Genomic DNA, 20,347 nt, shown 5'->3' on the forward strand with positions numbered 1-20,347 from the left:
AATGCCACATTGAGAGACCTAACGTCCCTCAATGTGGCATTCACGGCTTTCGGCGGAGGATCAGCGGCGGCCCAGGCCACGGATCAGGACCATCACCGCGTCCCGGACCTCCGCCCTCGTCCGCTGCGGCCCGAACACCTGCCAGTCCAGCGCCACCACCAGCATCGTCCCGAACAGCCCGGCCGCCGCCGTCGGGATCTCCACGCCCTCCGGCAGCCGCTCCTGCGCGTCCAGCCGCGACAGCTGCTGCTTCACGATCGAGATGATCTCTTCGCGCAGCAGCGAAAGCGTCCCGTGCCACTGGCCCGGCGTCCGCCACAGCTCGCTCACCAGGATCTGCGAGAACCCCGGGTACTGGGCGATGAACTCCAGCGTCGTGTCGACCTGCGCCTCGATCACGTCCAGCGGATCCGCGTCCGAAACCGCCGAGCGCAGCCGGAGCGCGAGCATGTCGACGCCGTACCGCAGCAGGGCGTCGACCAGCCCGTCCTTCGAGCCGAAGTTGTAGTACACCGTCCCCTTCGCGACCCCCGCCGCGGCGGCGATGTCGTCGACGGTCAGGCCCACGAGGCCCCGGCTCTTGGAGAGCTCCAGCGTGGCCTCGAAGAGCTTCTGCTTCGTCCCGCCGCTCACAGGCTCAGCTCGGGCTTGAGCGCGGACACCGTCCAAACGCGACGCTTGCGCGCGGCCAGCGTCGACACCAGGATCCCGCCGACCAGGTACGCGAGCAGCACGCCGATGTCACCCAGGATCTGCACGGTGGCCCCGCTGTAGAACAGGTGGCGGAAGCCGTCGATCGCGTAGCCCATCGGCAGCACCACGTGCAGCGGGTAGAGCGCGTCCGGGATGGTCTGCCAGGGGAACGTGCCGCCCGCGCTGACCAGCTGCAGCACCAGCAGCACCAGGCCGAGGAACTTGCCGACCGCGCCGAAGAACGCGTTGAGCGCGTGCACCACCGACGTGAACGTCAGCGACACCAGCACCGCGAACCCGATCGCGCCCAGCGGGTGTGCGATGTGGATGCCGACCAGCCAGGTCACCGCGCCGAACAGGACGATCACCTGCGCGACGCCCAGCAGCGCCGAGGACAGCCAGCCGCCCACCGCGACGCGGAACGGGGCCGCGCCCGCGGTCAGTGCGCGCGTCGAGAGCGGGCGCAGGATGAGGAACAGCACGAACGCGCCGATCCAGGTGGCCAGCGAGATGAAGAACGGGGCCAGCCCCGCGCCGTACGTCCCCGCCGACGCCTCGCCGTTGGCGTTCACCGCCACCGGGTCCGCGATCGTGTTGGCCGTCGCGTTGCGGGTCGGGTCGTCCGGGTTCGGGATCTGCTGGAGACCGGCGGCCAGCCCGTCGCGCAGCTTCACGGCGCCGTCCGAGAGCTGGTTCGTCCCGTTCACCGCCGTCTTCTCTCCGTCGCTGAGCTGCGAAGCGCCGTCACGGAGCTGGTTCGCGCCGTCGGACGCCTGCGCGATGCCGCTCGCCAGCTGCGGGGAGGCCGCCGCGAGCTTGGCCGCGCCGTCGGACACCTGGCGGGCGCCGTCGGCCAGCTTCGCGAGGTCGCCGTTGGCCTGCTGGATCTTGCCGTTGGCCTGGTCGACGGGGGAGCGCAGCTGGTCGGCCTTCGCGAGGATCGCCTGCACCTGCGCTTCCGGCACGCCGGCGTCGCGCAGGTCGGTCTGGAGCTGGCTGCGGTAGGAGTCGAGCTTGCCCTGGATGTCGGACGACGCCGTCGCGGCGATCGACGCCGCGTCCGCGACCTTCTGGTCCCCGGCGGCCACCTGCGAAGCGCCGTTCGCGAGCTGCTGGGTCTGTGAGGGCAGGGAAGCGGTGCCGCTCTTGAGCGTGCCGAGGCCGGTCGCCAGGGTCGACGAGCCGTCCGCGAGCTTCGCGGCGCCGTCGGCCAGCTGCTGCTGCCCCGACTTGAGCTGCGTCGCGCCGTCGGCGAGCTGGGACGCGCCGGTCGAGGCCTCCTGGATCTTGGCGTAGATGGTGGAGAAGCCGACCAGGAACCGGTCCGCGGCCTCGCTGCCGACCTTCTCCGCGATCGTCTTGCGCACCTGCTCGGCGACCTGCTTCGCGATGGTGCCGGAGAGGTAGTTGTTGGCGTCGTTGGTGGTCAGCGTGATCGTCGCCTGCTGCGGCTGGAAGTTGCCGACCGACAGCAGCGCGGCCGAGAAGCCGCTCGGGATGCCGATGGCGAACGAGTACTTGTCGTCGCGGACGCCGTCGCGGGCCTCCTGCTCGGACACCTCGTGCCACTGGAAGGTGCCGGACTTGACCAGCTCGTCGGTCACCTCGCGGCCGACGTTGCGCTGCTGGCCGCTCGAGTCCTTCGCGCCGGTGTCGCTGGTGAAGACCGCGGCGGGCAGCTTGTCGAGACGGCCGTAGGGGTCGTAGTTCGCGTAGAGGTAGAAGGACGCGTAGAGCAGCGGCACCAGCACGAGCGCGACCAGCGCGAGCTTGGGCATCGTGCCGGTGGACAGGCGGCGCAGTTCGTTGCGCGCGATCCGGAAGGCGTTCATGCGGGGTCTCCGTCAGTGCTCTCGGGGAGCTCTTCGGTGGGTTCGGGGGAGAAGTGCCGCGGCTCCGGCTGCTCGGCGGCGCCGACGCGCGCGGGCGGGAAGGGGAGCGCGGCCGGCGGGGTGGTCGCGGTCAGCACGACGACGGCGAGGCCGCGCCCGGCCAGCTCGCCCGCCAGCCCGGCCCAGCTCTCGACGTCGCTGGTGTGCCGGTCCGGGGTGTCGAGCACGAGCACGCGCACGCCCTTGCGCTCCGCGGCCAGCTCGGTGAGCAGCCGCGTGCGCAGGGTGGGGGCGAGGTTCTCGAAACGCGTGCCCGCGTACGGCGCGGCGTCGTGCTTGGCGAGCCACTTCGCGACGTCTTCCTTGCCCGCCGGGCGGTGCGCCAGCGCGAGCTCCTCGCCGACGACCACGCGCAGGGACAGGGCGTCGTCCGGCTCGCTGACGCCCGGCGCGTCGACGACCGCGACGAGCTCGGTCAGGGCCGCGTCGACGCCCTCGGCGTGCACCGTGCCGGTGGTCGGCTTGAGCCGCCCGGCCAGCGCGAGGCCGAACGCCGTGACGCCGACGCCGGGGTCGCCGTGCACGATCGCCAGGTCGCCCTCGCCGAAGGTCAGCGAGGTGGGCGGTAACAAGGTGCCGTGGTGCCCTTCGAGGGACACGCGATCGGCTCGGACCTGCACGGTTTCTCCCGCTTCGAGAACTTTTGAACTGACCGGTCAGTTCAAAAACGTAGTCCCGACGGGCCGTGGCGGCAAGATCACCGGACGCACGTCACACGAGTGGGTGGTTCACCGGAGCGCCGCCGCCGGGCGCACTTCCCAGCTCGTCCACAGTGGACGATAACCCTGCCGGTGCCAGAACACCGAGGCCAGCGGGTTGGTCGGGTTGTAGTAGAGGTACGTGCGGGTGGCGCCGCCCCGGTGGAGCTCCCGGTGCACGTGGGCCATCAGCGCCCGGCCGAAACCGTTCCCGCGCTCGCCGGGCGCGGTCACGACGTTGTTCACGTAGCCCCAGCGGCCGGTGGGGAGCAGCTCGCCCGCCTCGCTCCCCGGCGTCGAGTCCACCCACGCGCAGTGCGCGAGCGCGCGGATCTCGCCGTCCTCTTCGGCCAGCCAGACGGGCGGCTCGGCCTCGTCGAGCGCGGCCCGCAGACCGGGCGCCAGCAGCTCCGCGGTGTTGGCCCGGCGGGGCGCGGCGACGAGGCCGGTGTAGTCGAAGGTCGCCTCGGCGAGCGCCACCGCGGCGGCGTGGTCGGCGGGCCCGGCGCGGCGGACGGTGACCGCGGGGTCGACCTCGCCCGGCGGAGCGGTCCGCACGCCGATCGCCGACAGCGGGACCAGGCCGTGGTCGAGGAAGGCGCGGATCGCCTCGGCGTCCCGGCTGGGCCAGAGGACGACGCACGCCGAGTCGTCGCCGGTCGCCTCGGTGTCCAGGCGGCCCCGCAGCGCGCGCAGCAGCACGTCGACGCCCTCGGTGCCGGTGTCGCCGAAGTACGGGAAGAGCTGCCAGGTGTCGGCGGCCGACCACAGCATCGGGGCGTCGCCGGCGCCGAACCGGTGCCGCTGGAGCACACCGGTGACCTGCGTGCCGGCCGCGGTGGCCGCGTCCAGCCGTTCGCCTTCGGCGGGTGGCGCGGCGGGCGGGAGCAGCGCGTCGACCGCCGCGAACCGCGCCTGGTGCGCCGCGAGCAGCGGTTCGGCGATGTCCATCGGTTCCCCTCTCAGGACCAGGCGGGGCGCCGGATCCACATGGTCCACAGTGGACGATAACCCTGCCGGTGCCAGAACACCGGCGAGAGCGGGTTCGCCGGGTGGTAGAAGAGGAACGTCCCCAGCGCGTCCGGCCGGAGCAGCTCCCGGTGCGCCACCGCCATCAGCGCCCGGCCCACGCCGCCGCCGCGGGCCGCGGGCGCGACCGACAGCGTGTCGACGTACCCCCAGCGGCCCGGCCGCAGCCGCCCGTGGATGCTGTCGCCCGGCGCCGGGGCCGCCAGCGAGCACGCGGCCAGCCCGGCCGGCACGCCGTCGTCCTCCGCGAGCCAGACCAGGCCGCTGAAGCGCAGCGAACGGACGACCTCCGTGCGCAGCAGCGCCCGCGCGCCCGGCCGCGGCACCGCGGTGCCGACCAGCGACGTGTACCGCCACTCGGCCAGCCGCAGGTCGGTCAGCGCTTCGACGTCGCCGTCCCCGGCGCGGCGGACGGTCACCCGCGCCGGCCCGGGGGCCGCGGGCGGGTCCGGCGGCCGCACCGCCAGGCACGTCGACGGCGCGAACCCGTGCGCCAGCAGCACCGCCGCCGCCTCGGTGTCACGGCTCGGCCAGGCCAGCGTGCAGCCCGAGTCCGGGCTCGGCCGGGTCCCGCGCAGCCGCTCGCGCCACGCGTCCAGCAGCGCGGCCAGGCCCGCCGCGCCGCTGTCGCCCGGCACCGCGGTCAGGTCCCAGATCTCCGACGGCCCCCACAGCGCCGGCCACGAGTCCACCGCGTGCACGTGGTGCGCCAGCAGGCCGCCCGCCTTGAGGCCGCCGGTGGTCACCATCAGCGGCTCGCTCACCGCGGGCGGGGCCGCGATCGGCGGCAGCAGCGGGTCGAGCGCGGCGAACCGCGCGTTCTGCTGCTCCTCGAGGGAGCTCACGAGCGGTGCGTGCGGAAGATCGCCGTGCCGGGGAAGAGCTTCCCGCGCAGGGGGCTCCACTGGCCCCACACCCGCGTGTGCCCGGCCGGCCACTCCGGCTCGATCAGGTCGTCCAGCGCGAAACCGGCCGCGGCCAGCGCCCGCACGTAGTCGCCGAGGGTGTGGTGGTACTCGACGTAGGTGGCGGTGCCCTCGTCGTCGACCTCGACGTACGGGGTCCGGTCGAAGTACGGCTGGGTGACGGTGAGCCCCAGCGGGCCCGGGTCGTCGGGGAAGATCCACCGCATCGGGTGAGTCACCGAGAAGACCCAGGGCGCGCCCGGCCGCAGCACCCGGTGCACCTCGGCGAAGACCGCGTCCACCGAAGCGACGAAGGGGATCGCGCCGAAGGCCGAGCAGGCCGCGTCGAAGCTGCCGGACGCCAGCGGCAGGTACTCGGCGTTGGCCTGCACGAGCGGCACGGCGAGGCCGGTGCGCGCGTTGCCTTCGCGGGCGTGGCGCAGCATGCCGGCGGAGAGGTCGGTCGCCACGGCGTGCGCGCCCTGCTCCGTGAGCCAGCGCGAGCACGCGGCCTGCCCGCAGCCGACCTCCAGGACGCGCTTGCCGCGGACGTCGCCGAGCAGCCGCGCCTCCGCTTCCCGCACGCCCTCCGGGCACCAGACGAAGTCGGCGTCGCCGAGGAAGCCGCCGTGCTCGGCCTGGTAGTCGTCGGCGTCGGCGTCCCACCAGGCGAGGTTCGCCGCCGCGGCCTCCGGGCCGCCGACCTCGCGGTAGGCGACGGCGGCGGTGCCCAGCCGGTGCTCGGCCGCGTCGTGGCGCCCCGGCGCGGGCGGCTCCTCCGGTGGCATGATGGTGGTCTCCGGTCCCTGGGGGTTTGCTTCCGCGAGGACCTTAGCGAGCGGCGGGGACCCTGATTGTGCCGCCCGGCGACCGCCGCGTAGGATAAGTGTTAGCGCAGTGGGTTCGCGCTGCCTTCCGCTCAGCTTCTGGTTGGGACTCGGGTCGCGCACCGTATGCGGGTCATGCCGCGGTCGTTCACTGGTGGACGTTTGCTCGCAGGGTCGACGCATGCACCCATTCGCGCCGACAACTGCCAACCCTCGATTCCATCCACCGGAGCAACCCGCCTAATGACCACCGACACCGCCACCGCCCCGACCGCCCCCACCGGGCCCCAGCAGGTCGCCATCAACGACATCGGGTCGGAGGAAGACTTCCTCGCGGCGATCGACAAGACGATCAAGTACTTCAACGATGGCGACATCGTCGAAGGCACGATCGTCAAGGTCGACCGCGACGAGGTCCTGCTCGACATCGGCTACAAGACCGAGGGTGTCATCCCCTCGCGTGAGCTCTCCATCAAGCACGATGTCGACCCGGCTGAGGTTGTCACCGTCGGCGATGAGGTCGAAGCCCTGGTCCTCCAGAAGGAGGACAAGGAAGGCCGTCTGATCCTGTCCAAGAAGCGCGCGCAGTACGAGCGCGCCTGGGGCACGATCGAGGAGCTCAAGGAGAAGGACGAGCCCGTCAAGGGCACCGTCATCGAGGTCGTCAAGGGCGGCCTCATCCTGGACATCGGCCTGCGCGGCTTCCTCCCCGCGTCCCTGGTCGAGATGCGCCGCGTGCGCGACCTGCAGCCGTACGTCGGCCGCGAGCTCGAGGCGAAGATCATCGAGCTGGACAAGAACCGCAACAACGTGGTCCTGTCCCGCCGCGCCTACCTCGAGCAGACCCAGTCCGAGGTGCGCAGCGAGTTCCTCAACGCGCTCGCCAAGGGCCAGGTCCGCAAGGGCGTCGTGTCGTCCATCGTCAACTTCGGTGCCTTCGTGGACCTGGGTGGCGTCGACGGCCTGGTGCACGTCTCCGAGCTGTCCTGGAAGCACATCGACCACCCGTCCGAGGTCGTCGAGGTCGGCCAGGAGGTCACGGTCGAGGTCCTGGACGTCGACATGGACCGCGAGCGCGTCTCGCTGTCGCTGAAGGCGACCCAGGAAGACCCGTGGCGCCAGTTCGCCCGCACCCACGCGATCGGCCAGATCGTGCCGGGCAAGGTCACCAAGCTGGTTCCGTTCGGTGCGTTCGTGCGCGTCGAAGAGGGCATCGAGGGCCTGGTCCACATCTCCGAGCTGGCCGAGCGCCACGTGGAGATCCCGGAGCAGGTCGTCCAGGTCAACGGCGACGTCATGGTCAAGGTCATCGACATCGACCTCGAGCGCCGTCGCATCTCGCTGTCGCTGAAGCAGGCGAACGAGGGTGTCACGCCGGACACCGAGTTCGACCCGACCCAGTACGGCATGGCCGCCGAGTACGACGCCGAGGGCAACTACATCTACCCCGAAGGCTTCGACCCGGACACCCAGGAGTGGCAGGAAGGCTTCGACAAGCAGCGTGAGGAGTGGGAGCGCCAGTACGCCGAGGCGCACACTCGTTACGAGGCCCACATGAAGCAGGTCCAGAAGGCCGTCGAGGCCGACGCCGAGGCCGCCGCGGACGCCGCGACCGGCATCGAGGGTGGCGCGGAAAGCTACACCTCGGGTTCGGCCCCGGCCGACACGAAGAGCAGCGGTGGCACCCTCGCCTCCGACGAGCAGCTCGCGGCGCTCCGCGAGAAGCTCTCCGGCGGTGCGTGAGCACTAGCTCTCTGAGCTGAACCACGGAACCCCCGGTCCACTTCGGACCGGGGGTTCCGTCGTATCGGAGGTCGGGGACTCAGCGCAGGCCGAGGCCGCGCATCATCGCGGCGACGCCCTGCCGGTACATCGCCTCGTTCGCCTCTTCGGTCGGCGGGATGAACCAGTCCGCCAGCGGGGTCCGCGAGGCCAGCATCAGCTCCGAGCCCACCAGCCCGTGCATCGCCGTCCACAGCTGGTACGCCGCGGCTTGGGCGTCCGCACCCGGCGGGCACACCCGCTGGACGCGCTCGATGAACATCCGGAACGTCGTCCGCAGCACGGCCGAGCGCAGCGCCGGGTCCGGGTCGAAGCCGGGGACCGGCCGCTCGAACATCAGCGCGTAGCGGGCAGGGCTCTCGAGGGCGAAGTGCCGGTACTCGAGGGCCAGGTGCAGCACGTCGGCGAGGCCGTCCGCACTCGACGGCGGCAGGCCTTCGAGCATCTCGCGCAGCGAGTCGAACGTGCGCTCGTAGAGGGCGTCGAGCAGGCCCGCGCGGCCGCCGAAGCGGGCGTACACCGAAATCGTCGACGCGCCGGCCGCCTCGGCGACGCCGCGGACGGTCAGGCCGGGGACGCCCCGGTTCACCAGCACGGAAAGCGCGGCGTCGAGAAAGCGCTCGCGGCTGCCCTGGTCGGCAGGGCGCATCGACAAGTGCCTGGTGGCCATCGGCGCACCCCCTTCGCGGCGGCCCGGCGCAGACGGCGTCCGGGCGAACCACCCGCAGCAGAAGATACGATATCCGGCGCGTCTTGGGAATGAGCCGCAGGTCCGAGCACCGTGCCGATGTGGCCACGATCGAAGAACCACCCTGGGAGGACTGACCGCATGGAGCACCCCGAGCCCGGCACGGTGATCGTCACCGCGACCGGCGACGGCACGTACACGCAGCAGGTGACGACGGCGACGCACGAGCTGCTCGTCGACGAGCCGGCCGCGGTCGGGGGCGCCGACGCGGGCCCGAACCCGTACGAGCTGCTGCTGGCCTCACTGGGTTCGTGCACGGCGATCACGCTGCGCATGTACGCGAACCGCAAGGGCATCCCCCTGACCCGCGCGACGATCCGCCTGCGCCACGACCGCATCCACGCGGAGGACTGCGAGAAGTGCGAGACGGAGCGCGGCATGCTGAGCCGGATCACGCGGGAGATCTCGCTCGAGGGGGAGCTGGACGACGACCAGCGCGCGAAGCTGATGGCGATCGCGGACAAGTGCCCGGTGCACCGGACGTTGTCGTCGGAGATCGCGATCGAGACCCACGAGACGGCCCACTGACCGGCGGTCACTCAGATCGATACGGCGCCGGCTGAGTCACGCCACGTCCGTGGTTAGTGCCAGGGGCGACCCAGGTCGGAGCGGCAGTTGTCACGCGGCGCCGGTGGTCGGTAGCGGGCCAGCCGGCTCGGTGCGGCTGCTGTTCGGCGGTGCCCAGGTCGTCCGGCAGCGCCCGTGGTTGGTGGCGGGGCCAGCCGGATCGGCGCCCCGGTCGTCAGGCCACCCGCGTCCGGCGGTGGCTACGCGGCGCGGGCAGTCGCCGGTCGCACGGTTGCCGTGCCCACCGCCGGGACCCAGATGCGCTCGAGGGCTGCCGCGCGGGCCTTGCGGCGCAGGCCCGCGAAGCTGTGCTTCGCCGGCACCAGGAGGGCGCTCAGCCAGGTCCGGCGGTAATCCGCCAGCGCGTCGGCCACGGGGCGGTGAAGAACGCAGTGCACCAGCCCCGGCGTGCCGAGCCGGTGCCTCCCGACGTGCTTGCTGTCCGCCATCGTTCCTCCGTGTGGGCGACCCTGTCGCGCGGACGGTACGCAATTGGGCCGGAAGAGGTGGGTAAGCAACGCGGCGTGTCCGGATATCGGTTGAGTCACGCGTCACGTTCGCCTTGCGGCTCACCCGTTCGTGTGCGTCGGGCTGGGCCGGATGCGACGCCGCGCCGTCCGGGGCGCTTGACTAGGGTGATCGGCATGTTGCGTGTGGGGTTGACCGGTGGCATCGGGGCAGGCAAGTCGACCGTGGCGAACCGGCTCGCCGAACACGGCGCCGTGCTGATCGACTCCGATCGGATCGCTCGCGAGGTGGTCGCGCCCGGGACCGAGGGGCTGGCCCGGCTCGTCGCGGAGTTCGGCGAGGACATCCTGGCCGCCGACGGCTCGCTCGACCGGCCAGCCCTCGCCGCCAAGGCCTTCGCCGACGACGAGTCGCGCCGCCGGCTGAACGCGATCGTGCACCCGCTGGTCGGCGCCCGCACCGGGGAGCTGATGGCCGCCGCCGCGCCGGACGCCGTCATCGTCCACGACATCCCGCTGCTCGTCGAGAACGGCCTGGCGACGGCGTACCACCTGGTCGTGGTCGTCGACGCGCCGGTCGAGGTGCGGGTCCGCCGGCTGGTGACCGCACGCGGCATGGCCGAGGACGACGCGCGGGCGCGCATCCGGGCGCAGGCGAGCGACGAGCAGCGCCGCGCCGTCGCCGACGTCTGGCTGGACAACGGCGGTCCCGAAGACGTCGTGCTGCTCGACGTCGACGCGCTGTGGGCCGACCGGCTCGTGCCCTTCGAAGCGAACGTCCGGCTGCGCAAGCCGCGCCCGCCGGTGTCCCCGAAGATCGCCGAGTACGACCTCACCTGGCCCGCGCAGGCCGAGCGGGTGCTCGCCCGGGTCCGCGCCGCGGCGGGGGAGCTCGCGCGCCGCGCCGACCACATCGGCTCGACCGCCGTGCCCGGCCTGCCCGCCAAGGACGTCCTCGACCTGCAGCTCACGGTGTCCACTTTGGACGACGCGGACACACTGCGGGAACTGCTGTCCGACGCGGGGTTCCCGCGGCTGGAAGGCGACTGGTACGACGACGCCCTGGACGGCACCGGCACGTGGCCGAAGCGCCTGCACGTCGGCGCCGACCCGAAGCGCGCGGTGAACCTGCACGTCCGGTCCGAGGAGACGCCGGCGTGGCGGCTCGCGCTGCTCTTCCGCGACTACCTGCGCGCGAACGCGAACGAGCGCGACGACTACCGCGACGTCAAGCTGCGGCTGGCCGACGCGCACGCCGGCGACGGCAACGTCGCGGCCTACGCGGAGGAGAAGCAGGAGTTCGTCAACGGCGTGTTCGCCCGCGCGGAGAAGTGGGCCGCGGCCACCGGCTGGACGCCCTAGGAACCCAGCAGCCCGCGTTCGAAGGCGACCGCGACCGCGGCCGCGCGGTCGTTGACGCCGAGCTTCGCGTAGACGTGGATCAGGTGCGTCTTGACCGTCGCCTCGCTGATGAACAGCTTCTTCGCCGCTTCCTTGTTCGTCGAGCCGCGGGCGACCAGGGTGAGCACCTCGAGTTCGCGCTGGGACAGCGGTTCCCGCGCCGGCTCGCGCATCCGCCCCAGCAGCCGGCTCGCGACGGCGGGGGAGATCACCGCCTCGCCGCGGGCGGCGGCCTCGACCGCGCGGAACAGGTCCTCCCGCGGGGCGTCCTTCAGCAGGTAGCCCGTCGCGCCCGCCTCGACCGCGGGCAGGACGTCGGAGTCCGTGTCGTACGTCGTGAGCACCAGGACCCGCGCCGGGTTGCCCAGCCGGGCCAGCTCGGTGATCGCCGCGACGCCGTCGGTGCCCGGCATCCGCAGGTCCATCAGCACGACGTCGGGGCGCAGCCGCTCGGCCAGCACGACGGCTTCGGCGCCGTTCGCGGCCTCCCCGACGACCTCGAAGCCGCGGCCGGTGCAGATGCCGCGCAGGCCGTCGCGGACGACGGGGTGGTCGTCGGCGATGAGCACGGTGATCGTCATGCGGAAGCCTCCGGCGGGGCGGGGACGGCGGGCAGGACGGCCGAAATCGCGGTGCCGCCGCCGGGTTCGGACTCGACGTGCAGCGTACCGGCGAGCCGCTGGACGCGGCGGCGCATGCCCGGCAGCCCGAAGCCGGGACCGGGCTCGGGGACGAAGCCCACGCCGTCGTCGCGGACGTCGAGGGTCGCTTCGTCGTCCATGTAGGACAGGGTGACGCCGACCCGGCCCGCCGCGGCGTGCTTGTCCACATTGGACAGAGCTTCCTGGGTGACGCGCAGGACGGTCGCCTCGATCTCCGGGTGCAGCGGCCGCGGGACGCCGGTGGTGGTGACCGCGGCGGGCACGCCGGTCCGCGCGCTCCACCGCGCCGCGACTCCGGCGAGCGCCTCGGGCAGTGTCGCGGAGTCCAGGTGCTCGGGGTGCAGCGCACGCACCGAACGCCGTGCGGCGGTGAGGTTTTCCCGCGCCAGCGCGGTCGCGGAGTCCAGGTGCCGCTGCCACTCCGCCGGCTCGTCCTTGGCCAGCGCGGCGGCTTCGAGCTGCGTGATGATGCCCGTGAAGCCCTGCGCCAGGGTGTCGTGGATCTCCTGCGCCAGCCGCTGCCGCTCGTCGAGCACCCCGGCTTCGCGGGCCTGGCTGAGCAGCTGCCGTTGCAGGCCTTCGTTCTCCGCCTGGGCCGCGGCCAGCTCGTCGAGCATGCGCCGGCGTTCCTCGTTCTGGCGGGCCACCGCCGCCGACAGCAGCCCGCCGCCCCCGATGGTCGCGGTCTGCACGACGATGACCGTGATCCAGATGCCCGGCCGCTCCCGCAGGGCGTGCACGGGACCGCCGTTGCCGAGGGTGTTGATCAGCAGCGAGGTCACCGCCAGCGCGGTGAAGGCGAGCCACGTCGGCCGCAGCCGCATGGCGGCCAGGAACGCGTAGATCATGAAGATGACGAAGGTGACGTCCCGGGCCTCCAGCACGCTGCCCAGCCCGACGATGCCGGCGAACGTGAGCAGGGCGAAGGCGGGCCGTTCGCGCAGCCGCGCCGGCGCGAAGATCACCGTACCGAGCACCCAGAGCGCGGTCACGGCGGCCAAGGTGCCGGTGATGGCCCACCAGCGGTCGTCGCGACCGCCGGCGCCGAGGCTGACGGCGGTCGAGACGACCAGGAGCAGGGCGGGAAGGACGCGCTCGATCCGGTACAGCCACGGCTGCCACCCGTCGGGGCTCCGCGCCGATTCCGGCGGCCACATCGGCCGGCTCCAGTCGGCCCCGAGGCTCACGCTCTCATGTCCTTGAGCCGCGGCCAGATCTCGGCCCAGTCCGCGGTCCGGCCGGTGAGCTGCCAGACGGGCATGTGCTCGCTCGCGTTGCGGACGCCGAGCCGGTTGCCGACCTGGCCGACGATGCGCGTGTTCCCGAAGTACTTCGCCAGCTTCGACGGGTCGTAGCCGACGAAGAGCACGGTATTGGCGTCGTCGGCCGGGCGGCCGAAGTACCAGAAGCCGCGACTCGGGCTGTACGCCTCGGGCAGGCCCCGCTCGGGCCCGTACCGGCCGAGCGCGCCCGCCTGCCAGTAGCCGCCGGTCACGACGGCCGTGCCCGGCGGTGCGGTCCGGTACAGCTTGGCGACGTCGTCGGCGAGGTCCGGCCAGCCGATCTCTTCGGCCGCGTACGCGGGCCGCGGCGCGGCCGGGTGGTCGACCAGCCAGTGCGCCGGCCAGACCGGCAACGTGAACGGGAGGCTGAACAGCGCCGACAGCACGAACACCGGCCAGGTCGGCACCCATCGCCACCAGCGGGACGGTTCGAGCGCTTCGAAGTGCACGGCGGCCGCGGCCCACAGCACACCGAACATCCCGGCGGCGTAGTAGTACCGCCCGTTGGCGACCAGGAAGACCGCGACGACGCCCAGCGCCGTCCAGCCGAGGAACCGGTACGGCCGCAGCTGCTTGCTCCCGAGCAGCACCGCGACGCCGTAGAGGACGCCGAGCGCGCCGATCACCCAACCGGCCCCGGCCAGCAGCTGCGGGACGAAACTCCCGCGGCCGCCCGCCGCGTCGACCTCGGCGCCGACCGCGTCGCCCATCCCGAGCTGCGGCCAGCCGTTCGCGCGCTGCCACAGCAGCGTCGGCACCAGTGAGACGGCGGCGATCAGCGCGCCCAGCCAGAGCTTCGGCCGCCGCAGCAGCTCCCGGGGGCCGAACGCGAGCACCGCGAGCCCGGCCACCACCCAGAACGCGCCGATGAGCAGCTTGCCGTTGAGCGCCACCGCCGTCACGGCACCGAGCCACACCAGCAGCGAATCGTCGCGGGTGCGGACCCAGCGCACCAGCAGCCACAGCACGAGCGTCCACAGCAGCGGGTCGATCGTCGACGTCGCCAGGTAGTGGCCGCTGCCCACGAACTGCCCGCAGATCGCGTACGCCGCGGCGGCCCGCGCCTGCGCCTTGCGCCGGCCGCCCAGCTCGCGGGCGATCAGCGCGGTCACGACGACCCCGGCCGCGGTCGCGGCGATCGCCGGCAGCCGGAAGACGACGAGCGAACCGGGTGCCAGGCGGTCCATCGCCCACGCCAGGAACGGGACGAGCGGCGGCTGGTCGGCGTAGCCCCAGGCCAGGTGCTTCCCGGCGGCGAGGAAGTACAGCTCGTCGCCGAAGTAGCCGTAACGCCCGGCCGTCAGCAGCAACGCGGTGGCCGTGCCCAGCGCGAGCAGCGCGACCGGCAGCCGGGCGAAGGGGGCGAGGTCGGCTTTCGCCTGGTCGGGGGCCGTGGCTACGGCGTCCATCGTGCTCCTTGTCCGTGGTCGGCGCCGGTCCTTCCCGCACCCTACGTGTGCTCACGTGTGCGTGTTCACCAGCTTCGGCCACAGCTGTGACCAGGGTTCGGCGCGGCCGCTCGCCAGCCACAGCGGCACGCCGTCGAAGTAGCTCGGCTTCGCCGCACCGGTGTCCACCGTCCCGATTTGCCGCAGGCCGGTGAAGTGCCCGAGCAGCGGCCGCGGATCCTTGCCGACGAACAGGACGTCGGTGGTGTTTTCGGGCGGTACTGCCAGTGTCGCGTAGCCGCGGTTCCCGCTGGCCGGCTCGGGGAGGCCGAGGTCACGGCCGTAGCGGTCGAGCGCGCTCGCTTCCCAGTACGTCTCGGTCACCACCGCGGTCCGGTCCCGCTCGGGCAGCCGCGCGAACGCGCCGGCCACCGAGCGGGTGCCGTCCGGCCAGCCGATCTCGGCGAAGGCGAACACCGGGGCCGGCAGCGAGGGGTGCTCGGTCAGCCACGTCTGGGGCCAGACCGGCAGTGCGATGGGCACGACGAGCAGTGCGGCCAGCGCGTAGCACGGCCAGGTCGCGACCCAGCGCCACCAGCGCGCCGGTTCGCGGCGTTCGAGCGCGACGGCGGCCATCGCCCAGCACACCGGGTACATCCCGGCGACGTAATAGAACCGGCCGTTCACCGCCAGGAAGGCGAGGGTCAGCAGCACGGTCGTCCAGCCGAGGAAGCGGAGTTCGCGGCCGCGCAGGAGCCGCCACAGGCCGTAGCCCAGCAGGACCGCGCCGACCGGCAGCCCGGCGGCGGCCACCGCGGTCGGCAGGAACGCCAGCCTGCCGCCCCAGGTGCCGCCGACTTCCGCCGAGATCGCCGCGCCCATGCCGAGCTGCGGCCAGCCGTGCGTGGCCTGCCAGAGCAGCGTCGGCACCAGTGCCGCCGCGGCGATCGCCGCGCCGAGCCACAACGCGGGACGGCGCAGCAGTTCCCGTGGCCCGCAGACGAGGATCGCGACCCCCGCGGCGAGCCAGAAGCCGCCGATGAGGAACTTCGTGTACAGCGCCGCCGCCGTCGCCACGCCGGCCCAGACGAGGAGAGCGTCGGCGCGGGTGCGCAGCCAGCGGACCAGCAGCCACAGCACCAGCGTCCAGAGGAATGGGTCCACTGTGGACGTCGCCAGGTAGTGCCCGCCCGCCAGGGACTCCACCGAGACGGCGGCAGTGGCGGCGGCGAGCGTCTGGGCCTTCGCGCCGCCGCCCAGCTCACGCGCGATCATGGCGGTGAGCACGACCCCGGCGAGCACGGCCAGCATCGCCGGGATGCGCAGCACGAACGGCGAGTGCCCGAGCGCGTCCATCGCCTTGGCCAGCAGGGGAAGCAGCGGAGGCTGGTCGACGTACCCCCACGCGAGGTGCCGTCCGGCGGCCAGGAAGTACAGCTCGTCGCCGAAGTAGCCGTAGCGGTTCGCCGTCAGCAGCAACGGGATCGCCGTCAGCACGGTCACGATCGCCACCGGCTTCACGGCGACCGGCCGGAGGACGGCCGGGGCGGGCGCGGTCGTCACTCCCATCGGAACACCCGCGCCGCGATCGTCGTGCAGCCGACGGCGAAGGCCGCCATCGCGCCGAGCTGCAGCAGTTCGGGAGCGTCGCCGGCCCAGGTGGCACGCAGCGCGTTGAGCGTCGACCCGAGCGGCAGGACGTCGGCGACGTGCTGCAGCACCACCGGCAGCCGCTCCTTCGGCACCCAGACCCCGCCCAGCGCCAGCATCGGGAAGAAAACGGCGCTCCCGATGCCGCTCGCCGCGCGGCCGGTCGGAGCCAAGGCGGCCACCAGCAGGCCGACGGAGAACAGCGCCAGCGCCCCGAGGACGATCGAGAGCAGGAAGCCGCCCGGGTTGCCCGGCAAGGGAATGCCGAGCGCGAGCCCGCCGACCCCGGCGATGAGCAGCACCACGACCACGGCGGCGGCCAGATTCACCAGCAGCTGCGCGGCGAGCAACCGGCTCGGCGAAACCGGGCTGGCGGAAAGCCGCTTCAGCAGGCCCTTTTCGCGGTAGGTGCCCATCACGTTCGGGAAGTGCGTCAACGCGAGCATGGCCAGCAGGATCGTGACGGCCATCGGTGCGATCACCGTGGCCAGCGGGCTGTGACCGCCGTATTTCGGGTCCGGCTCGTTCGCGCCGGGCATCAGCCCGAACACCAGCAGCAACGCGAGCGGGATGCCGACGACGACGGCCGGCGCGCCCGGATCGCGCAGGAACACCTTGGCTTCGGCGGCGGTCAGCTTGGTCAGGACGGTCATGGTTTCCCCCTTCACTCCGGCCGGTGGCCGGTGAGCGCGACGAAGGCGTCGTCGAGGCCGGCCTGCTCGACGCGCAGGTCACCGGCGAGCACGCCGAGCCGCGCGAGCAGCGACGTCACCGCGTGGAGCACGTTCCCGTCGCCGCGGACGACGAGGCGCTCGCCGTGCCGCTCGGCCGCGCGGACCTCGGGCAGCGCCCCGAGCACGCCGGGGTCCAGCGGCGCCGACGGCCGGAACCGCACGACCTGCTCGTCGGTGACCCGGGCGACCAGCCCGGCTGGCGAGTCGACGGCGACGACGCGGCCGGCGTCGATCACCGCGATCCGGTCGCAGAGCCGTTCGGCTTCCGCCATGAAGTGCGTGACCAGCAGGATCGTCACGCCCTGGGCGCGCACGGTCTCGATGAGGTCCCACGTGTCGCGGCGGGCCTGCGGGTCGAGGCCGGTGGTGAGCTCGTCGAGCACCGCCAGCTCCGGGCTCCCGACGAGGGCCAGCGCGATGGACAGCCGTTGCTGCTGGCCGCCGGAAAGCTTCTTGTACGCGGTGTTCCGGTGTTCGGTCAGGCCGAGCGTGGCCAGCAGCTCGGCCGGGTCCGCGGGAGTCCGGTAGAACGCGGCGTAGAGGTCGAGCAGCTCGCCGACCCGCAGCTTGTCCTGCAGCCGGCCCTCCTGGAGTTGGACGCCGACGCGCTGGCGCAGCTCGGCCCGGTCACGGCGCGGGTCGAGGCCCAGCACCGAAAGCTCGCCGCCGTCGGGCTTCCGCAAGCCCTCCAAGCACTCGACGGTCGTGGTCTTGCCTGCGCCGTTCGGGCCCAGGATCCCGAAGATTTCGCCGCGCTCGACGGTGAACGAGACGTCGTCGACCGCGACTTTGTCCCCGTACCGCTTGTGGAGGTGCTCGACCTCGATGACCGGCATGCCGCCGTCCCCCTGCTCGATCCGTATCCGACAGATCGAGAATCCCGCGGCGGACCGGTGCGGCGCGTCATCAGAACGACCCACCCCGCATCCATCGTTCGGAGGATGCGGCGGCCCCTAGGGGTGGCGGCGCCAGGTGAGCGCGATGTCCTTCGTGGCCAGCCAGGCGGTGAGGTCGTAGCCGTGCGCGGCCAGCCCTTCGACCGCCGCGTAGGTGGTTTCCAGTGCGTACCGCGCGTCTTCGGCGGTGACCAGGCCGGCGGCGTTGGCGTCGAGGAGCTCGTCGGTGTCGATCACCCGCAGCGAGAGCTTGTCCTTGAGCACGATGTCGACGTAGAGGTCGGTGGCGACCCAGCGCGGGCCGTCGCGGCGGACGCGGACGACGTCGAGGTAGAAGTCCTGGTCGCGTTCGTGGCCGGGGGAGAACCAGAAGTCGGTGAACCGCAGGCCCAGCCCGGGCACCAGCCACGACTCGAGGTAGTGGAACTGGGCGCGGCCCGGCGTCGGGCGGGCGAGGTACAGGCCGAAGGGTTCTTCGCGGTACTCCTCGACCTCCCGCAGGATGCCCTTCGGGTCGATGTTCGCGCGCGCGGCGGGGTCGAAGACCTCGACCTTCGGGGGGTGCAGTGCGGCCATGGCGCTCATCCTGCCGGGCGGGTCACGAATCACGCAGACTCGCCGCGCGCGCCACACGTTCGGGCTAAGGTGCGCCGACTGTGAGTGAGGGGAACCGGGGATGTTCGGGATCATCAGGCCGTGTCGGCACCGGCTGTCCGAAGGACTGCACGCGGACTGGCTGGCGCACCTGTGCGGGCTGTGCCTGACGCTGCGTGACGAGCACGGGCAGCTGGCCCGCGTGGTCACGAACTACGACGGGCTGATCATCTCGGTGCTGCTCGAGGCGCAGACCCGGCGCGGCGACCTGCGCCGCGACGCGGGCCCGTGCCCGCTGCGGGGCATGCGGACGGCGTCGGTGGCGCGCGGCGAAGGAGCCCAGCTCGCGGCGGCGGTGTCCTTGGTGCTGGCGGCGGCGAAGGTCGGCGACCACGTCGAGGACGGCGACGGCGCGTTCGGCCGTCGTCCGGTGGCTCTGGCCGCGCGCCGGGTCGCGGCCCGGTGGGCGTCGCAGGGGAGCAGCACCGGTGGCCGGGTGGGGTTCGACACTTCGGTGCTGACCGAGGCCGTTTCGCGCCAGGGTGAGGTGGAGCGGTCGGTCCGGTCGGGGGACTCGGCGTTGCTGGCGACCGAGCCCGCGGAACTGGCCACGTCGGCGGCGTTCGCGCGGACGGCGGAGCTGGCCGGGCGGCCGGGGAACGTGGCTCCGCTGGCGGAGGCCGGACGGCTGTTCGGGCGGGTGGCGCACCTGCTGGACGCGGTCGAGGACTACGCGGTGGACGCTGCGGCCGGGGCGTGGAACCCGTTGCGGGTGACCGGGACTTCGTGGGCCGAGGCGCGGCGGTTGTGCGATGACGCGGTGCTGGGGGTGGAGCTGGCGCTGCGGGAGGCCGAGTTCGCCGAGCCGGGGCTGGTGCACGCGTTGCTGGTGCACGAGTTGCGTCAGTCGGTGCGGCGGGCTTTCGGGCATGGGGCGGCGCACGGGCACGGTTCGGACTTCGGGCAGCAGCCGCCGCCCGGGTGGATCGGGCCGGGGCCGACGCCGCAGCAGCATCCGCACCAGCAGCCGCCGCCGGGGTGGATCGGGCCCGGTCCGACGCCGCAGCAAGTCCCGCCGGGGTGGGGTTCTCAGCGGCCGCAAGGGTTTCCGCCGCCGGGGCCGGTTCCGCCGCCCGGTGCTCCCGGTCCGGGCGGACCCGGCGGTCGGGGCCCGGGCGGGCCGGGTGGCCGTGGTCCGGGTGGGCCTGGAGGTCCGGGTGGGCCTGGCGGACCTGGTGGCCCGGGCGGACCCGGCGATTCCTCCGGTCCCGAGCCTCTCGACGGCAAAGGCGGCGGCCTCTGGTACCCGAAGTTCGCCGTCCCGCCGAAGAAGCGCAACTTCTTCCTCGGCTGCGCGCTCACGCCGTACATGTGCTGCACGTGCCAGTTCTGCTGCCGCGATCCCTATCCTGGGCCGTGGAGCGGGAAACCGCAGACGTGCGGCGGCTGCGACTGTGGCGGCTGTGACGGCTGTTGCGACTGCTGCTCCTGTTGTGACTGCAGCTGCTGAAGGGGGAGCGGGATGACCATGGACGACCTGCACGACCGGGGCCGTGAGAACTTCGCCGAGCTGGTCGACGACGGCGCGAAACGGCTCGACGCGCTGTTCGCCACGGTCCCCGCGCTGGGCGAGCTGGCCGTCGGCACCGTCTACGGCCACCTGCACGAACGTCCCGCGCTCGACAGCCGGACCCGCGAAGCCGCCACGCTGGCCGCGATCGTCGCGGCGGGGATGGTGGGGCCGCCGCTGAGCGTCCACCTCCGCACCGGTCTCGCCTCGGGGCTCTCGCCCGCCGAGATCTGCGAAGTGGTCGTCCAGACGGCCGCGTTCGCCGGCTTCCCGCGCGCCGTTTCGGCGGCCGACCAGCTGAACCGCCTCTTCGAAGGCCACGGCCTGCCCATCCCGCCGCCGCCGGCCCCGCGCGAGGTGGTGCTGGCCTACCTCGGGGCGCCTGCGGCCGAGGTCGCCGGGGTGCTGGCGGAGTTCCCGCGCACCGAGGTCCAGGCGACCGGGCCGGACCGGGTGCTGGTCTCGTGCTTCGGGGACGAGCCGGTGCCCGGCGCCGTCCTGCACTGCGCTGTTACCGGCGGCGAAGTGACGTCCGTGACGGTGTTCCGACCCTCCTGACCA

General features: G+C 72.9%; 20 protein-coding genes. 5 read left to right on the plus strand and 15 right to left on the minus strand.

Annotated elements, in window-relative coordinates; translation table 11 throughout:
- Positions 1–60: 60 nt before the first annotated feature.
- From H4696_RS49090 to H4696_RS49115, 6 genes are all read right to left on the minus strand, one after another.
- A complete protein-coding gene (locus tag H4696_RS49090) occupies positions 61–633 on the minus strand; it encodes a TetR/AcrR family transcriptional regulator (RefSeq protein WP_086858829.1) in 573 nt (190 codons plus the stop codon).
- Complete coding sequence (locus H4696_RS49095) at positions 630–2,525, minus strand: YhgE/Pip domain-containing protein (RefSeq protein ID WP_086858828.1); 1,896 nt, start codon at positions 2,523–2,525, stop codon at positions 630–632. Before H4696_RS49095 ends, H4696_RS49090 begins: the two co-directional genes overlap by 4 nt.
- Positions 2,522–3,205 (minus strand): ABC transporter ATP-binding protein, encoded by a 684-nt coding sequence (locus H4696_RS49100; protein ID WP_086858827.1) that lies wholly within the window; start codon positions 3,203–3,205, stop codon positions 2,522–2,524. Before H4696_RS49100 ends, H4696_RS49095 begins: the two co-directional genes overlap by 4 nt.
- Positions 3,206–3,313: 108 nt before the next feature.
- Positions 3,314–4,234 carry a GNAT family N-acetyltransferase gene (locus tag H4696_RS49105; RefSeq protein ID WP_086858826.1) on the minus strand — a complete coding sequence of 307 codons (921 nt, stop codon included), beginning with the start codon at positions 4,232–4,234 and terminating at the stop codon, positions 3,314–3,316.
- A gap of 11 nt (positions 4,235–4,245) precedes the next feature.
- Positions 4,246–5,157: a GNAT family N-acetyltransferase gene (locus H4696_RS49110; protein WP_086858825.1), complete on the minus strand. Its 912-nt coding sequence runs from the start codon at positions 5,155–5,157 to the stop codon at positions 4,246–4,248.
- Positions 5,154–6,005: a class I SAM-dependent methyltransferase gene (locus H4696_RS49115; RefSeq protein ID WP_192782973.1), complete on the minus strand. Its 852-nt coding sequence runs from the start codon at positions 6,003–6,005 to the stop codon at positions 5,154–5,156. Before H4696_RS49115 ends, H4696_RS49110 begins: the two co-directional genes overlap by 4 nt.
- 282 nt (positions 6,006–6,287) lie before the next feature.
- Here H4696_RS49115 and rpsA point away from each other — a divergent pair, with 282 nt between their 5' ends.
- Positions 6,288–7,787, plus strand: a complete 1,500-nt coding sequence (gene rpsA / locus H4696_RS49120) for a 30S ribosomal protein S1 (RefSeq protein ID WP_086860859.1) — start codon at positions 6,288–6,290, stop codon at positions 7,785–7,787.
- 79 nt (positions 7,788–7,866) lie between these two features.
- On the opposite strand, the gene H4696_RS49125 is transcribed toward rpsA, so the two are convergent.
- Positions 7,867–8,496, minus strand: a complete 630-nt coding sequence (locus H4696_RS49125) for a TetR/AcrR family transcriptional regulator (RefSeq protein ID WP_225956036.1) — start codon at positions 8,494–8,496, stop codon at positions 7,867–7,869.
- Between the two features lie 159 nt (positions 8,497–8,655).
- Between H4696_RS49125 and H4696_RS49130 the strand changes: the two genes are divergently transcribed.
- Complete coding sequence (locus H4696_RS49130; RefSeq protein WP_086860857.1) at positions 8,656–9,102, plus strand: OsmC family protein; 447 nt, start codon at positions 8,656–8,658, stop codon at positions 9,100–9,102.
- 239 nt (positions 9,103–9,341) lie between these two features.
- Here H4696_RS49130 and H4696_RS49135 read toward each other — a convergent pair whose 3' ends face one another.
- Positions 9,342–9,590, minus strand: coding sequence for a hypothetical protein (locus tag H4696_RS49135; RefSeq protein WP_086860855.1), 249 nt, complete (start codon positions 9,588–9,590; stop codon positions 9,342–9,344).
- 195 nt (positions 9,591–9,785) lie between these two features.
- Here H4696_RS49135 and coaE point away from each other — a divergent pair, with 195 nt between their 5' ends.
- Complete coding sequence (gene coaE / locus H4696_RS49140; protein WP_086860865.1) at positions 9,786–10,970, plus strand: dephospho-CoA kinase; 1,185 nt, start codon at positions 9,786–9,788, stop codon at positions 10,968–10,970.
- On the opposite strand, the gene H4696_RS49145 is transcribed toward coaE, so the two are convergent.
- From H4696_RS49145 to H4696_RS49175, 7 genes are all read right to left on the minus strand, one after another.
- Positions 10,967–11,590: a response regulator gene (locus tag H4696_RS49145; RefSeq protein WP_086860854.1), complete on the minus strand. Its 624-nt coding sequence runs from the start codon at positions 11,588–11,590 to the stop codon at positions 10,967–10,969. The two genes, coaE and H4696_RS49145, sit on opposite strands and share 4 nt — an antisense overlap.
- The gene (locus H4696_RS49150; protein ID WP_249027013.1) at positions 11,587–12,858 is read right to left on the minus strand and encodes a sensor histidine kinase; all 1,272 of its coding nucleotides are present in this window, start codon (positions 12,856–12,858) and stop codon (positions 11,587–11,589) included. Before H4696_RS49150 ends, H4696_RS49145 begins: the two co-directional genes overlap by 4 nt.
- Positions 12,855–14,363: an ArnT family glycosyltransferase gene (locus tag H4696_RS49155; protein ID WP_086860852.1), complete on the minus strand. Its 1,509-nt coding sequence runs from the start codon at positions 14,361–14,363 to the stop codon at positions 12,855–12,857. The genes H4696_RS49150 and H4696_RS49155 overlap by 4 nt, the downstream gene beginning before the upstream one ends.
- Positions 14,364–14,414: 51 nt before the next feature.
- On the minus strand, positions 14,415–15,911 hold the full coding sequence (locus tag H4696_RS49160) for a glycosyltransferase family 39 protein (RefSeq protein ID WP_192782974.1): 1,497 nt from the start codon (positions 15,909–15,911) through the stop codon (positions 14,415–14,417).
- Positions 15,902–16,645: an ABC transporter permease gene (locus H4696_RS49165; RefSeq protein WP_086861683.1), complete on the minus strand. Its 744-nt coding sequence runs from the start codon at positions 16,643–16,645 to the stop codon at positions 15,902–15,904. Before H4696_RS49165 ends, H4696_RS49160 begins: the two co-directional genes overlap by 10 nt.
- Before the next feature lie 11 nt (positions 16,646–16,656).
- Positions 16,657–17,562 carry an ABC transporter ATP-binding protein gene (locus H4696_RS49170; RefSeq protein WP_086861684.1) on the minus strand — a complete coding sequence of 302 codons (906 nt, stop codon included), beginning with the start codon at positions 17,560–17,562 and terminating at the stop codon, positions 16,657–16,659.
- A 117-nt stretch (positions 17,563–17,679) separates the two neighbouring features.
- A complete protein-coding gene (locus H4696_RS49175) occupies positions 17,680–18,198 on the minus strand; it encodes a ribonuclease FAU-1 family protein (RefSeq protein WP_086861685.1) in 519 nt (172 codons plus the stop codon).
- A gap of 100 nt (positions 18,199–18,298) precedes the next feature.
- On the opposite strand from H4696_RS49175, the gene H4696_RS49180 reads away from it, so the two are divergent.
- Both H4696_RS49180 and H4696_RS49185 read left to right on the plus strand, forming a co-directional pair.
- Positions 18,299–19,726 (plus strand): DUF5685 family protein, encoded by a 1,428-nt coding sequence (locus H4696_RS49180; protein ID WP_086861686.1) that lies wholly within the window; start codon positions 18,299–18,301, stop codon positions 19,724–19,726.
- A gap of 12 nt (positions 19,727–19,738) precedes the next feature.
- On the plus strand, positions 19,739–20,344 hold the full coding sequence (locus H4696_RS49185) for a carboxymuconolactone decarboxylase family protein (protein WP_086861687.1): 606 nt from the start codon (positions 19,739–19,741) through the stop codon (positions 20,342–20,344).
- Positions 20,345–20,347: the final 3 nt, after the last annotated feature.

The organism is Amycolatopsis lexingtonensis, from assembly GCF_014873755.1.
Taxonomy (GTDB): domain Bacteria; phylum Actinomycetota; class Actinomycetes; order Mycobacteriales; family Pseudonocardiaceae; genus Amycolatopsis; species Amycolatopsis lexingtonensis.

What these genes read in the sequence shown, in the direction of transcription:
- H4696_RS49135 (WP_086860855.1), bottom strand. Translation starts at nt 9,590, where the DNA reads ATGGCGGACAGCAAGCACGTCGGGAGGCACCGGCTCGGCACGCCGGGG.
- H4696_RS49170 (WP_086861684.1), bottom strand. Translation starts at nt 17,562, where the DNA reads ATGCCGGTCATCGAGGTCGAGCACCTCCACAAGCGGTACGGGGACAAA.
- H4696_RS49175 (WP_086861685.1), bottom strand. Translation starts at nt 18,198, where the DNA reads ATGGCCGCACTGCACCCCCCGAAGGTCGAGGTCTTCGACCCCGCCGCG.
- coaE (WP_086860865.1), top strand. Translation starts at nt 9,786, where the DNA reads ATGTTGCGTGTGGGGTTGACCGGTGGCATCGGGGCAGGCAAGTCGACC.
- H4696_RS49180 (WP_086861686.1), top strand. Translation starts at nt 18,299, where the DNA reads ATGTTCGGGATCATCAGGCCGTGTCGGCACCGGCTGTCCGAAGGACTG.
- H4696_RS49115 (WP_192782973.1), bottom strand. Translation starts at nt 6,005, where the DNA reads ATGCCACCGGAGGAGCCGCCCGCGCCGGGGCGCCACGACGCGGCCGAG.
- H4696_RS49160 (WP_192782974.1), bottom strand. Translation starts at nt 15,911, where the DNA reads ATGGGAGTGACGACCGCGCCCGCCCCGGCCGTCCTCCGGCCGGTCGCC.
- H4696_RS49130 (WP_086860857.1), top strand. Translation starts at nt 8,656, where the DNA reads ATGGAGCACCCCGAGCCCGGCACGGTGATCGTCACCGCGACCGGCGAC.
- H4696_RS49145 (WP_086860854.1), bottom strand. Translation starts at nt 11,590, where the DNA reads ATGACGATCACCGTGCTCATCGCCGACGACCACCCCGTCGTCCGCGAC.
- H4696_RS49095 (WP_086858828.1), bottom strand. Translation starts at nt 2,525, where the DNA reads ATGAACGCCTTCCGGATCGCGCGCAACGAACTGCGCCGCCTGTCCACC.
- H4696_RS49105 (WP_086858826.1), bottom strand. Translation starts at nt 4,234, where the DNA reads ATGGACATCGCCGAACCGCTGCTCGCGGCGCACCAGGCGCGGTTCGCG.
- rpsA (WP_086860859.1), top strand. Translation starts at nt 6,288, where the DNA reads ATGACCACCGACACCGCCACCGCCCCGACCGCCCCCACCGGGCCCCAG.
- H4696_RS49165 (WP_086861683.1), bottom strand. Translation starts at nt 16,645, where the DNA reads ATGACCGTCCTGACCAAGCTGACCGCCGCCGAAGCCAAGGTGTTCCTG.
- H4696_RS49185 (WP_086861687.1), top strand. Translation starts at nt 19,739, where the DNA reads ATGACCATGGACGACCTGCACGACCGGGGCCGTGAGAACTTCGCCGAG.
- H4696_RS49125 (WP_225956036.1), bottom strand. Translation starts at nt 8,496, where the DNA reads ATGGCCACCAGGCACTTGTCGATGCGCCCTGCCGACCAGGGCAGCCGC.
- H4696_RS49155 (WP_086860852.1), bottom strand. Translation starts at nt 14,363, where the DNA reads ATGGACGCCGTAGCCACGGCCCCCGACCAGGCGAAAGCCGACCTCGCC.